Genomic DNA, 13,100 nt, shown 5'->3' with positions numbered 1-13,100 from the left:
GCCCGAGAGGACCATTGCTAGCAGCACAAGACCCATCTTTCGCAATTCGTATTGTTTACGTAACATCGCATCTGGCCCACTAGTATCTGGGGCAGGACTTCAACAAAAAAGCTGTTGATCCCGCCTTTTAACTCTGTTCCGGTCACCACTATTTCGATGGCTTTCCGGCTCTTCCGTAGCCCTAACTTCTTCGCCTCGACATGAGAACACTTGTTCGCCTGAGCGCCCTCTTATCGTTCACTGCTGTCACTGCCACTGCACAATCCCCACAAGCCGTCGGCGCTAATTCGGCCTCTTATCCGGCCCCTGCCAGTCATACCGAGGCTCGCTCCCAGATCGAAGCCATGACGCCCCATCCCGCCAGCGCAGCGGATCCGGCTAGCGCGGCCGATCACGCCAATGCCGCTTCAAGCGTCGCCGCCAAACCACGCGATCCGTATGCGGTGAGTTCCGGCAAACAGCTCACCAACCGCCAGAAGCTCGCCCGCTTCAGCACACAACACAGCGACAGCAAAAGCACGGCAGCAGAGAATGCCAACGACCCCTACCAGTACGACGGATGGAGCAACAAGCAGCGCTACACAAGCCCGGAGTCGCCCGATTCGAACACCGCTCGTTAGTCCTGCCAGGGTCGGCTTATGCCGATCTAACGGTTAGCGCTTGCCCGACAGGACGGGTGCATCGCGCCTGCCCGTGCCAAAGATCTAGTAGGCCCCTTCACGCCGCATCACCACACCGATCGTCTTCACAAGAATCGCCACATCCTGCGAAAGCGACCAGCGCTGCACATACGACACATCGAGCGACACACGCTTTGCGTAGTCGATATCGTTGCGTCCGCTGACCTGCCATAGACCGGTGATTCCCGGCTTCGCCATCAGGTAGTAGCGAACGTCGTTGCCGTATCGTTCGAGCTCCTGCTCCACTACCGGACGTGGGCCAACGAGACTCATGTCACCGCGCAGGACATTCCAGAGCTGCGGCAATTCGTCGAGACTCGTGCGCCGGAGGAAACGGCCGATAGCGGTCACGCGAACGTCGTTTTTCAACTTGAAGTCTCGTGCCCACTCCGCACGGGCCTCCGGGTCGTTGGCGAGCAATTCCTTCAGTACGATGTCGGCATTCACCACCATCGTTCTGAATTTCAAACAGCGGAATTTCCGCCCGTGCTGGCCGATGCGCTCGTGCCCGAAAGTAATCGCGCCACCGTCGCGCCGCACCAGCACGGCAACGAACGCAAACAGCGGCGCCAGAGCAACCAGCAGCGACACGGCGCAGACCACGTCGAAGCCGCGCTTCACGGCGCGCCGCACAGAACCCGCGGCCGTCGAATCGTCTGTGAGCGAGGCGGTGTGTGCGCCGATACCCTGCAAGGCGGCGCGGTGCGCGCGCTTGCCAATACGCCAGAACAACGTGAGCACGCCGAGGGCGAGCGTGCGGGCAATCAGCAAACCGAGTCCGCTGGTAATGGTCCAGTAGAGGAACCACAGGCGCGAAACGAGATGCGCACGATGCAGGACGTAGAGGAGCACATAGCCGCAGGCCTGCACCAGCAGCCAGGCGAGAATCGTCCGGCTCATCACGTTCAAAAGCGACTGTGTGCGCGACGGCCGATAGGTACCGCAGGCAGGAAAGACCGACAGGGCCAGCGCGACGGCGAACGCCACGAGCGAGCCGTCGAAGCCCAGCAGCCTCTCGGTATTTGCAACGTTGAGATGAAGCGCCCCCAAGGCGCCCAGCACAATGAGAGCGCCATCCAGCAGGCGTGTGATGATCCCCGACATTTTTAACCCCCGTCCTCAATTGCAAGACAATTGATCGCTAACTTAGTAGTGCTTATCTGCAAGTGCATTTTTTGATGAATCGTTCTGCTCTGCGGTTATACGGCGGCACACCGGGCGATCGAGCGTCGCCATCGTGCCGCCTCCCACATTCCGCCCGGCTGAGCGTTACGTAACGCGCATGACCCGTCACGTTCCACTGCATCGCCCCGAGCAACTGCCGGGTCCGCCAGAAACACCACCTGACGCCGGTTTCAGCGCTATCTCGCGTTTCGATGCAACTGCTCGCTGTTTAATCTGCTAACTGGTAAGCAACGAACAGGCCAGCGACACCTCATGAACGACCGTAGTGGTCTTCGAAACGCTGAATGTCGTCTTCACCGAGATACGAACCGGACTGGATTTCGATCAGCTCAAGAGAAAGCTTTCCCGGGTTTTCAAGTCGATGCTTGACGCCAAGCGGGATGTAAGTCGATTCGTTCTCGCTCAACAAGAATGTTTCTTCGCCCCGCGTGACGAGCGCCGTGCCGCGTACGACGATCCAGTGTTCTGCGCGGTGGTGATGCATCTGCAGGGACAGTGAAGCGCCCGGACGGACGACGATCCGTTTGACCTGGTAGCGCTCACCGTTGTCCACCGACTCGTACGTGCCCCACGGTCGATGAACCTTGCGATGCGCGTCCGCCTGCGGACATTGCTTTGCCTTCAGTTGCGCAACGAGCCCCTTGACATGCTGCACGGCGTCCCTCGCCACCACCAGCACGGCGTCCGAGGTCTCGACCACAACGAGGTCACGCGTCCCCACGCAGGCAACCAGTCGCCCTTCGGCGTGAACGAAGGTGGATGACGTCCGCTCCAGCACGACCTGACCACGGCCCCCATTGCCCGCTTCGTCTTTGGGAAGCGCATTCGCCACGGAATCCCAGGATCCGACATCGGACCAGCCTGCATCGAGCGGGATCACGACGGTGGAAACTTCCTTCGTCAGATTGCCGATCTTCTCCATGACGGCGTAGTCAATCGAATCGGCGGGCGAGGCAGCAAATGCGGCCGCGTCGAGCCTGCAGAATTCCCCATCCATCTCCAGGCCTTCGACCGCGTGCTTGCACGCAGCGAAGATTGCCGGCTGAAGTTCGCCAATCGCGGCCAGCCAGGTCGTTGCCCGGACCACATAGATCCCGCTGTTCCACCAATGCGTGCCGCTGGAGACATAGCGTTGCGCTAGCTCGATGCCGGGCTTCTCAACAAAGCCGTCGAGTCTGAAGCCGCCGAATGCACCGCTCATCGGCTCACCGAGCTTGAGGTATCCGTAAGCGGTTTCCGCATGCGTCGGCACCACGCCCAGCGTCGCGATGTTGCCTTGCGCCGCGTAGCGGGTCGCGGCGCCTAGCGCGTGACGAAACGCGGCAGCGTCACCCACGGCGTGATCGGCGGGCATCACAACCATGATCGAATCGCGGCCCTCGCGCTTTAGCATGAACGCCGCTGCCGTCAACGCCGCAGCGGTATCGCGGCGTGCCGGCTCAAGAACGATTTGCGCTGCTGCGCCCACCTCGCGCAATTGGTCTGCGGTGATGAAACGCTGCGCTTCCCCACATACGACCAGCATGCGTTTTGCAGGAGGTAAACCTGTCTCGAGCCCCTTGATGTGGCAAACCGTTTCTTGAAGAAGAGACTCTGTCTTTAGCAGTCCGATCAACTGCTTCGGATACTGTTCGCGAGACAACGGCCACAGGCGGGTACCCGAACCACCGGCGAGGATCACGGCACAGACATCGGTTTCGAGTTCATGGGACGGCAGTCCGTCAGCTGCGGCCGTTACGTACGCCATCTGTTCGTCACGACCCCATGGTGCGTCTACGACGTCGCCGTCATGCTCGCTTTGGTCTTTGAAATCCATGATCACGCTTCCCCGTGCTGATGTCGCTTGTTGTATGCGCAACGTATTTGCACATCCCGTGCCAACCGGGCGCTCGACTCGGCACTTTTTTGCGGCGCAGCAAAAAATCCTTTTCAAACAATGGCATGCGACGTTCCATGGGTCTCGCAGCAAGCGCAAATGACCGCCGGTAATGCCTCGGGAAGGCTGGATGTTACGTAGCGCGACCGATGGTGTTACGCACAATGGGAACACCGAAAACGCGCTCGCCGCAGGCGCTACACGTCTCGCACAGGCGAGTGCATGCCGGGCCCTGGCGTGACGCTCGCCACTCCCCCAAAGGACAGCTAGTAGTTGCTCGAACTAGACTAGGTGCCGCCCGTACCGCCGGTGCCACCGGTCGGCGTACCGGTGCCGGTGGATCCACTGCTAGATTGACCGCCTACCGCAGCACCCGCCGCAATGGCCGCGTTGATCAGAGCAGTGACCGGTTGACCATTGCTACCGATCGCCCCAGCCGCAAGCAGTGCGTCCAGATCCGCATCGGCGCCAGGCTGTCCAGGCGTAAACGAAACCGTCAGGAACGAGGTGGTCGAAAGTGTCACGCCATACATGCTCTGCAGCAGCTTGGCCACGCTGCTTTCAGCGTTGGCGATCAACGTGCTGTTCGTCAACGCACTCTGGTACGTCGAGTTCGTGGCGAGTCCAGCGAGCAAGCCATCTACCGTGGTACCCAGCTCGCCAGCCAGATAGCTCAACAGCAGCTGTGTCAGCGGCGTCACATTGAAGGTCCCCGAACCCGAGGCGAATGATTGGACCGTGATCGCGCCGCTCGTCGCAGTGATCGTGCAGGGTCCGTCAAACTGGAAAGTGGCCGAATAAGCGCCGTTTGCGTTTGCAGTAGCACTGCCCGAGCCATTCTTGCAACTCAGTTGAATGGTCGCGTTGGCGAGCGCAGCGCCGACCGCAGCGGTGCCGCTTACGGTACCCTCTGGCGACGCACCGCCCCCGCCACATGCCACAAGCGCACTGGCTGCGAAAGCGGCTGATCCGAACTGCAAGCTACGCAGCGTGACAGCGTTAAGAAGCTTCATCGATTCTCTCCTGGAGGACGTCGCTGACAATTGACAGGCAGAAACGCCTGTCCCTCGCTTACATCGTGTGAACTGATATCGCCGGCGCCCGGTACGTGCGCGATCAATGCCGAAGGTTCGAGCGTCTGCGCATGCGGTTATGGCGTCGGCGCATCACCATCAGGTCGCGCATAGCGCACATAGGCATCCCGCATCCGGTACAGCTGCGTAGCGAAATACTCAGCGCTAAAGCGCCCCTGGTTCAGCAAATACTGTTGCGTGCTATAGGGAAAGTCGAGGTTCTCCGCCGCCACGGTATTCAGATAGTTCCGCGAACTGACCCGTGTGCGGAAGTCGAGCGCAAACTGTCCTGTCCCGTCCAACTGGCTGATACCCGGCTTCATGCCCTGCCGCGGCGTAAGCGGGAAGCTGATTGCCGCGCCGACAAAGCTGCCTTGTCCGCTATGCTCAGCCGACACGCTGACCGACACATCGTCGAACCAACGCGTCAACGTGATCAGCGGCCCCTTGTCTCCGCCTACATACCTGGCGACGCCTGCCTCGATCCACATATTCCAGGCAGGCTGAACCCACCGGTACGTCAGCACCGCGTTCTTCTCATCAGGCAATGTCTCGTGGCCCGGCTCCTGATGCAGATAGGCGAGCTTCAATCGCACCAGGTCAGGCCGTCCGGGCACGAAGACCGTGGTTTCATTCTCGGCCCCGAGGTAGTCGTAATCGAACTTCCCAACTGCCGCCACGTTGAATACCTGCGGCATGACCCAGAAGCTCTGGGCCAGCGCCGCAGTCGAGAGGCCACCATGCAGACGGTATTCGCTAAAGACGCGGCCATCGTCCATGTTCCTGGTGTTGTAAATCGGCGCGATATAACTGCCGTACAATTCCGCACCGCGCCAAAGCGGCACGAATGCTTCCACGTCTGCCCTGAGCGAGAAGTCGAAGTTGCCGTACTCGGTGCCGTACAGGTAGCTCGTCACCGGCTTGATCTGAATCCGCGAGAACCCATGACTGTGCGCGTCGCCAACCCAGGCGATCGAATCGGCGTCATAGGTTGGACGCATGCTCATCGTCAACGATCCGCTTGCCGGTCCGGGTGCACCACCCGCGACAAACTGCGCATAAGCACTACGATCGACGCTGACCTCGGCGATCGGCTCATTCGCCTTCTTGATGACCGCACGAATCCGCTCGATGCCGTGCGGCGCATTAACGGTTGCGACGCCCAACACAATGCCAAGCGCGTCTGCTTCGTTCTGGTTGTAGCGGTGGTTTTCGTATTCGACGATCAGATCACGTCCACTGATACCGACACGAACACGCTCCAGCCCCGCGGCAACAAGTTGGTGCGCAATGGTTTCCAGCGCTGACGTGTCCAACGCTTGTGGAACGGCCGGCGTGGACGCGCCTGGCACAGGGGACGGCGCCTCGCTCACAACCACCGAGGCGTACGACTGCAGCGGCGGGACATAGGAGATCGCCTCGCCCGCCAGGCCGTCGCCGTTCGCGGCAGCGCTCGTCATATCGAGCGGCGGCAGGTTGCGCAGCGCGATGGCGCGAACGTCGCTCCCATCATCCGCAGTAGCCGTCGTCTCGGCCGGATTGTCCTTGCAGCGCGGCTCAGCGCAGCGCTGCGGACTGAACCGTTTGCCCAGCGGGATTTGCACGCCAATCGATACGGAGGCACGCGGCGAAACACCGTCCGTCTTCCGGACCGATCCCATCAAGGTGCCCACCAAGCTCGCGTCGGCGAGCCAACTGATTGCCGGGGACTGGTAGCGGACGCCCGCATAGGGCGTCTTTGCGTCGTCTTCGGCCAGCAGCGACAGGCCCGTATTCCAGAGGGACAATTGCACGCCGCCAAACACCCCATCCAGCCGGTCACCTTGCCCGTAACCCACCGTCAGGGTGGCCGGCCCCAACGCCTGCGACACCACGCCGTACTTCGACCGAAAGAAATGCGATTGGCCGCCCACGTCCGTCACGCCGAACGCAATGTCCGGTTGGTACTTGAAAAACTGCGGCACCTCGACTTTGACGTCGGCCATCAAGTGACGAAGGATGAAGTGATCGGCACCGGAAAATGGCGCCGGCACATTGCCCGGATAGTTCGCGAGCCCACCCGACACTTCCACATAGGGAAACAGGCCAAACGCGCCCCAATAGATCTGCGAGCCCGTCGCCTCGTTTCCGTAACGTGGATCGAGGTAATCGTTGTACTGCGCCTCCCCGACGCCGGATGGCAACGTGAAGCCATACGGAATGACCAGACCGCCCGCTTGACCGAGCGCGTTAAGGGCCGGGTCAACTGCATGCGCCGAGACGGAGAACACTAAGGCCGCGCCAAGCGCGACCGCCTTCGGTGTCAATTGTGGTTGTTGTGCAGGCAGTCTTCTGAGCATTTGTTTAGTCTTGAGCGCGTTGTGGCGCGTTGCCGTAAGACAATCTTCTTTTTAACGACCTTCGCGAAGCTTAAGACTTCCCCCGCTTGAGCACGCGAAGCGCAATAACGCACTACTCCACCAGTCTTCCCCAGGCAGCCTGGTCGATTGGAGAATTACGTCCTTAGTTATCCTTCTTTTAGAGCAGATTGTGCAGCGCGCCATTTTTAAAGCAGCAAGTGTGCCAACGAAAGCGCCTCCACTCAAAACGAGTTCCGCGCTTTAAAAGTCCCATGGAAACGGGCGCACGATCACCCGGCGGGTCGATCCTGACCTGCCCAAGCAAACCTTGCGCTGTCTCGTTACGTAACAACGTCCGTAACAGGTAAGGACTTCGACGACACTCGACGTAGCACGTCACCCCGTTGCTGACGCGCTCCGAAGAACAAGTGTCACTCAAGCATTCCCGCTAACTCCCGCACTGGCCGCGAATAAAATCCGCCCTGAGCCAGCGCCCCACCCCACCGGCCCAGCCACCGCGCCTGCTCCTCCGTCTCAACCCCGCTTACCACCACTCGCACATCCAGCGTCTCAAACAACGCCAGCAAGCCCTCGACAACCTTGCACGAGCGTGGTTCGTCTGGCACGCTCGCCACCCACTCCCGTGCCAGCTTTACCGTATCCATATCAAGTGCGCCTAAGCTCGCAAGCGACGCCCGTCCCGCGCCGAACTCACCATATGAGATTCCCACACCCAAATCCCTAAGAGCCTCGGTGAGCACCCGAACAGAAAGGACGCGCGCCGCATCCTCGCTTTCAGGCAGCTCGATCTCAAGCAGATTCGGTGCTACACCGTAAGACCGCGCGATCTCCCGGATGTCCGTTGCGAAACCCTCGGACATCGCCACAAAGGGATAAACGCTGAGCGAAACCGGACACGGTTTCAATCCCTGCGCCAGGCAAACACTCAGCTCGTGACAAGTACGCTCAACCATGAAGCAGCTCATTTGATGCGCGACGTCAGACTGCTCGAGCTGCGACATAAAAACGCCGGGCAGTAAAAGCCCATACTGCGGATGCATCCAGCGCACTTGCGCTTCGGCCCGCGACAACCATCCAGTGCCGACGTGATAGACCCCTTGATACATCATGTGAAACTCGCCGGCGCGCAGCCCTTGCGAAATGCGATTAGCCAGACCGTCCCCTATGTGCCCATCGGACATTCGACTCTTCTGCTTATCCATGACATTGGCTGCATAGGCGGTGGGGCGCTGACGCGCCGACTGGTCGTTGCTTTGAACAAGGTGCATGAGGCGGCTTCTCTCCGAACGCTAACCGGACGACTGTTTGCACATTGCATGCCAACGCTGGGTCAAGGCGATTCAAAAAATGACCCAAGCCCAGTAAAGGCTTTTCAAAACAGGACCTTATCTTGCAAACACGACTAAGCGCGGAGTGCCCAGAAAGTGCATTCAAACGCGGCTTTAGCCATGGTGTTACGTCGCCCACGTTACGGCGTTACGCCCGAACCGAGCGAACACGCGCGCGCCGCCAACCCCGTGAGCTTGTCAGATCAGGTGGCGAATACCTCTTTACGCTTAGACGTCGCCGCGCTGGCGCTTGATGAGAAGCTCGACGGCGCGTTGCAATTCGCCTGAGCGGCGCCACGCAATATATTTTGCGTAGCAGGTCTGTTGCGGTGGAAAGCTCGCGGGGAGCCGGTGCCACTTTTCTCCAGTTTGCTGAATCCAGAGAATCGCATTGAGGATGTCGCGAGCCGCACGGCGCGGCCTTCCTCGCGCCGACGGTGACTCACGAAATAGATGCTCGACGTGCATCCAGTCGTCATCTGACAAAGGTATTTCAATCACGGGATTCTACGAATTGATGAGGTGATGCAGACTGACTGCCCCTCTATAAATATCGCAGCCCGATTTCTAAAGCCAGCAAAATTCGAACATTCAAACGCGCCGCCAGGTCAAGAAAGCTTACTTTGCTTACGCCGTTCTTTGCATGGAATGCGGCCAGGTTATACAGTAATTTTGTCCTAGACATTGTCGCGCAAAGAAGCACTGCGTTCATGCCGCGCGCGGATATGTGTCAATCAATTGGAACGGATCGATTCGCACTACATATCTCTTCGATTGACATAGCCACGGCACGTGATGCTTCTTTAACCTGCGTATGCAAGCCGTCACGCAGAAACGCGCGGCACGCGGTGGCCGCGCGCCCCGTGGACTCGCCCCAACTTACTTACACAGCGAAAACGCCTCCCGGCTAGCAATATCGCCGTTCCCGTAGATGCCAACAACCGTGCAATCGGCCGCCACGCATTCATACGTGCTGTCCTGAAACGTCAGAACATAATGACGCCGGCCATCGTGCGCTGAGTCCGGTCCCCACGAATCCGCCACCAGGGACGAGTTCACGATCTCATGCGCTGAATGGCCCCGCAAACCTTGCGGCGCTAAAGGATGCGCGTGCAGGCCCTCGTCGCCGGGCGGCCCGAATTGATGAAACGCCGCCGCCGAAAACTCGACCACACAGAACGGGTCGTCGTCTGCGTCAAACGGGCCGAAGCGCTCGAAGTCGGCTTCGGCAATCCGATAGGCGATCACCACTCGCCGTTCGTTCGCGACAACAAACGGTTCCGGAGTATCGGCGGTGGGGCTGGGCACGTCGGCGAGCAGGACAACCTGGTCCTGCTGGTAAGAATCGAGGGGGCTGGTCATCGGCTTCGCTTTGGTCCTTTACGCAGTCGCTCATGAATGGGTCGCACTATGCCACGGGCGCTCCGGTGACGGCTACCGTCACGTCCGGTACACGCCCGCTGCGTCCCGGCCGCCTGCGCATTTCACGCCTGTTTCAGGCGATCCGCAACCCATGCGCCGGCAAAATCTCCTGTGTGACGACAAAGCGATGCTCCTTCACAGCATCATGGAAGCACCGGTAGTCGCTGCGCTCGAAGGCCTCGCTCCACCGTGGACGCTCGCCGCGATCGTCGTCCGACAGCAAACCGGTTGCGTCGCACTTCCACGACCCGGGCCCCTTTGCGACGTAGCCTGGAATCATCTCCTGCAAACCCGGTATGCCCCCCGTGCCCACCGCGGCGCAAATTCCTTCCAGTCGTTGCTGATCGTCGTTGCTCGTATTGGTGCGCAGCAGGTGGCGCAGCGCGTCCTTCACGTTGGCTGGCAGGCCCGGCGCAGACTCAAACGCCTCGCTTCCGGCGACGAACGCCTGCACGGCGCGACAAGCCATCTCGGCCGCGCAGACAAACTCGTCGAGATTCTGCCGGTTCACCAGCATGCCGGTGCCGTCTATATAGCTCCATTGCGCCCATGGCAGGTCGGGGTAATGCAGCGCAGCGCCGTGCCCGACGGGGAGGTCCTCCGACAGCAGTGCCGACTCCATATGCTCAATCAGGTGCCCGGTGGCGCCTGCGAGGCGCGCCAGCCAGTTCTCCGGCGTGCAGTCTCCAGCCTCGAGCCGGGACACCCGGTTGAATTTGCACTCAATCCCAGCGAAGCCTTGATGCGCCCATGTATCCACGTAGGTATGAAGCGTCACGCCCAGCCGGTGCAAGGCATTCTCGGCGCCCCGTTGACGAATCGCCCGTCGCATCACCTCTCGCGCAACCACGCTGTCCGGGCGGCACACCGCCTTCTCCTGCAGCGTTTGCCCCTCGCCGGCAGGCAGAAAGTGGAAGGGCGTCCAGACCAGGCTGTTCTTGTCGTTCTCCGTGTTGGAATAGTCGATCAGCTTGTGCGCGGTCGCAAAGCGCTCGAACGTCTCACCGCCGGCAAAGCGCAAGATCCCCGGCGTGGTTGCGTCATCTACGTACTGGCACGCGTGCGCCACGGTCTGTGCTGCGTCCGGCGGCAATCCGCCGACGCGGGCGACGGCATAGATCACACCATAGTGAAAGTCGATATTCATCAGCAGCTCTCCGTATGCACGAGGGATCTCTGTGAGTGAAACGAGCGAGCAGACGCGGACTTCAAAGACCAGCCCTTGGGCCGCCCGGAGCAGCGCTTCGCAAACCTTGCGAAATCCGTTGACTTTTCGGGATTACCCCGTAGAATCTGTTTTTGTTGCACTGCAGCAACCCACTTTCAGCCCTTGCGGCGCGCGGATCTTGTTCACTTAGAGCCCTCTCGCACTCGCCGCCTTACCCTTTGGAGCAGTGATGAGCACGCTTACCCCCCAACAATTGATCGCCGCACAGCAAGCTAGCCTCGAAACCCTGTTCGGCTTCGCGAACCAGGCGTTTGCAAGCATCGAAAAGCTGGTTGCCCTGAATCTGCAAGTCGGCAAAGCCACGCTGGCCGAAACGCAAGAAGTCGTGACCAAGGCCCTCACGGTGAAAGATCCGAGCGAACTGGTTGCCCTCTCGGCTAGCCTGTCGCAGCCGGCATCGGAAAAGGCCGCGGCATACGGCCGTCATGTGCATGAAATCCTCTCGGGTGCACAAGCCGACTTCTCGAGCGCCGCCACGGCACAGCTTCAGAAAGCCCAGAAAGACGCACAAGGCTTCATCGAAAGCCTGGCAAAGAACGCACCGGCCGGCAGCGAAGGCGCGGTAGCAGCATGGAACTCGGCATTTTCGGCAGCCAACGCCACGTACGAATCGGCTAGCAAGGCCGCCAAGCAATTAGTGGCGACCGTCTCCGCCGGCGCGTAAGACATAGCGTTTGGTTCGCTGCCACCGGTGGCGAATAGATAACGCAGATTTGCAAAAAGCGAACTTCGGTTCGCTTTTTGCTTTTGTGGGAGCGGGCTTGCGCTAACGTTGTGCCGGTCCGCTCAAGCCGGAGCGAAAATCACCGCCTGCCGGTCCTCGATATATCGATGCGTTCGCGTGAACCGATACACCTGGCCGTCGGCTGTGATCCGGTTCATCCCCGGCTCGGTCAAAGCCAGCATCTCGTCCGCGAGGTGGGCCGCGAGCGCGTCACTGCTCGACAAGGTGTCCAGCGAATCAGCAGGGTCGCCGATGTACACCGAGCGGTGATTCTCGCCATATCGCATCACGACCACGGCTTGACCCGCATCGAGCGCCAGTTCCAGATAGCTGGCGAGCTCCCGCAGCGATGCGGGCGTGCTCGTTCCCATCGCGTAGGCTGAACCGGTTGCTGTTGTCATCGCACCGTTCCCCCATCAAATGTGCGCGTCATGCAAAGCACTTACTCCGATCCCGTGCAAGACGATTGCGCTGCTCCAGCACACTTCTACTATAAGCAATCAGAGCGCATTAACAGCGCTCTTTTTGCAATGGCCTACGCCAGCTGCGAGACTCAGAATCGCAGACCATTCAGGAATTGAAACCACAGCCCGCTGAGGGTGCTGCCGTGGGTGGCCGGTTCATGATCGTGGCGCGCTGCAGCAGGTTCGCTGGGTTGCGCGGACTCGCTGGGTTGCACGGGCTCGTCGGCCACGGGTTCGGCAGGCACACTTTGCTGCTGACGAGACGCATGCAGCGCCAGCGCGCTGTCCGCAATCCGTCCCGCGAGGCTGGCCTCGCATTGCTGCCCGAGCAGCACGCCGAACACCACGTCGCGGTTATAACCTTCGTCTGCGAAGCGCATCGCGAGCGCCACCCTCTTTGCGTAAGCCGCCTGTTCGGCAGCGCGCGCCGCTTCTTCACGCTCGGCCCGTTCCCGCTCCATGCGCTGGCGGCGGGCTTCCCATGTACGCATCTGTTCGGCGTACACCGCGTCGTAGACCTTCCGTTGCGCCGCATCGGACAGGATGTTATATGCGTCCTTGATGTCCTGAAACGCGGTGCGCGCCGCCTCTTCGGCGCCGACGTTGCGATCGGGATGCCAGCGCATCGCAGCCTTTCGGTACGCCCGCTTGATCTCTTCGCCGGTGGCGTTCGGCTGAACGCCAAGCTTGTCGTAAAGGGTTGCCATCGCTCACTCGACCATCGGTCACATCGCAACCCATCGTAGCATGCGAAAAATGC

The 13,100-nt window shown here is 60.4% G+C and carries 13 protein-coding genes; 3 read left to right on the top strand and 10 right to left on the bottom strand.

The genetic code is table 11. The features are described from left to right. Positions 1-344 precede the first annotated feature (344 nt). Complete coding sequence (locus tag BLQ92_RS03475) at positions 345-620, top strand: hypothetical protein (RefSeq protein WP_090681693.1); 276 nt, start codon at positions 345-347, stop codon at positions 618-620. Between the two features lie 84 nt (positions 621-704). Here the strand turns inward: BLQ92_RS03475 and BLQ92_RS03470 are convergent, their stop codons facing one another. From BLQ92_RS03470 to BLQ92_RS03450, 5 genes are all read right to left on the bottom strand, one after another. Continuing rightward, entirely contained in the window at positions 705-1,784 is a 1,080-nt protein-coding gene (locus BLQ92_RS03470; protein WP_090681692.1) for a sugar transferase, read from the bottom strand. A gap of 331 nt (positions 1,785-2,115) precedes the next feature. Further along, entirely contained in the window at positions 2,116-3,612 is a 1,497-nt protein-coding gene (locus BLQ92_RS03465; RefSeq protein ID WP_090681903.1) for a mannose-1-phosphate guanylyltransferase/mannose-6-phosphate isomerase, read from the bottom strand. 416 nt (positions 3,613-4,028) lie between these two features. Next, positions 4,029-4,754 (bottom strand): hypothetical protein, encoded by a 726-nt coding sequence (locus BLQ92_RS03460; RefSeq protein WP_090681690.1) that lies wholly within the window; start codon positions 4,752-4,754, stop codon positions 4,029-4,031. A gap of 137 nt (positions 4,755-4,891) precedes the next feature. Beyond that, entirely contained in the window at positions 4,892-7,153 is a 2,262-nt protein-coding gene (locus BLQ92_RS03455) for a YjbH domain-containing protein (protein WP_090681689.1), read from the bottom strand. 431 nt (positions 7,154-7,584) lie between these two features. Next, on the bottom strand, positions 7,585-8,442 hold the full coding sequence (locus BLQ92_RS03450) for an EAL domain-containing protein (RefSeq protein WP_090681687.1): 858 nt from the start codon (positions 8,440-8,442) through the stop codon (positions 7,585-7,587). 156 nt (positions 8,443-8,598) lie between these two features. Here BLQ92_RS03450 and BLQ92_RS40385 point away from each other — a divergent pair, with 156 nt between their 5' ends. Continuing rightward, the gene (locus BLQ92_RS40385; RefSeq protein ID WP_176072117.1) at positions 8,599-8,790 is read left to right on the top strand and encodes a hypothetical protein; all 192 of its coding nucleotides are present in this window, start codon (positions 8,599-8,601) and stop codon (positions 8,788-8,790) included. On the opposite strand, the gene BLQ92_RS41330 is transcribed toward BLQ92_RS40385, so the two are convergent. The 3 genes from BLQ92_RS41330 to BLQ92_RS03435 form a co-directional block, all read right to left on the bottom strand. Continuing rightward, positions 8,731-8,970, bottom strand: a complete 240-nt coding sequence (locus BLQ92_RS41330) for a transposase (protein WP_218133027.1) — start codon at positions 8,968-8,970, stop codon at positions 8,731-8,733. The two genes, BLQ92_RS40385 and BLQ92_RS41330, sit on opposite strands and share 60 nt — an antisense overlap. Before the next feature lie 411 nt (positions 8,971-9,381). Beyond that, positions 9,382-9,864, bottom strand: a complete 483-nt coding sequence (locus BLQ92_RS03440) for a hypothetical protein (RefSeq protein ID WP_090681684.1) — start codon at positions 9,862-9,864, stop codon at positions 9,382-9,384. Between the two features lie 133 nt (positions 9,865-9,997). Further along, positions 9,998-11,071, bottom strand: coding sequence for a DUF6765 family protein (locus tag BLQ92_RS03435; RefSeq protein WP_090681682.1), 1,074 nt, complete (start codon positions 11,069-11,071; stop codon positions 9,998-10,000). A 250-nt stretch (positions 11,072-11,321) separates the two neighbouring features. On the opposite strand from BLQ92_RS03435, the gene phaP reads away from it, so the two are divergent. Next, positions 11,322-11,816 (top strand): TIGR01841 family phasin, encoded by a 495-nt coding sequence (gene phaP / locus BLQ92_RS03430; RefSeq protein ID WP_090681681.1) that lies wholly within the window; start codon positions 11,322-11,324, stop codon positions 11,814-11,816. A gap of 122 nt (positions 11,817-11,938) precedes the next feature. Here the strand turns inward: phaP and BLQ92_RS03425 are convergent, their stop codons facing one another. Both BLQ92_RS03425 and BLQ92_RS03420 read right to left on the bottom strand, forming a co-directional pair. Further along, positions 11,939-12,277 (bottom strand): hypothetical protein, encoded by a 339-nt coding sequence (locus tag BLQ92_RS03425; protein ID WP_090681679.1) that lies wholly within the window; start codon positions 12,275-12,277, stop codon positions 11,939-11,941. Positions 12,278-12,429: 152 nt separating this feature from the next. Continuing rightward, entirely contained in the window at positions 12,430-13,047 is a 618-nt protein-coding gene (locus BLQ92_RS03420; protein WP_090681677.1) for a J domain-containing protein, read from the bottom strand. Positions 13,048-13,100 lie beyond the last annotated feature (53 nt).

The organism is Paraburkholderia phenazinium (assembly GCF_900100735.1).
In the GTDB taxonomy this organism is placed as follows: domain Bacteria; phylum Pseudomonadota; class Gammaproteobacteria; order Burkholderiales; family Burkholderiaceae; genus Paraburkholderia; species Paraburkholderia phenazinia.
The sequence above is the reverse complement of the archived record's forward strand: the minus strand, read 5'-3'. Positions and strand labels throughout refer to the sequence as shown.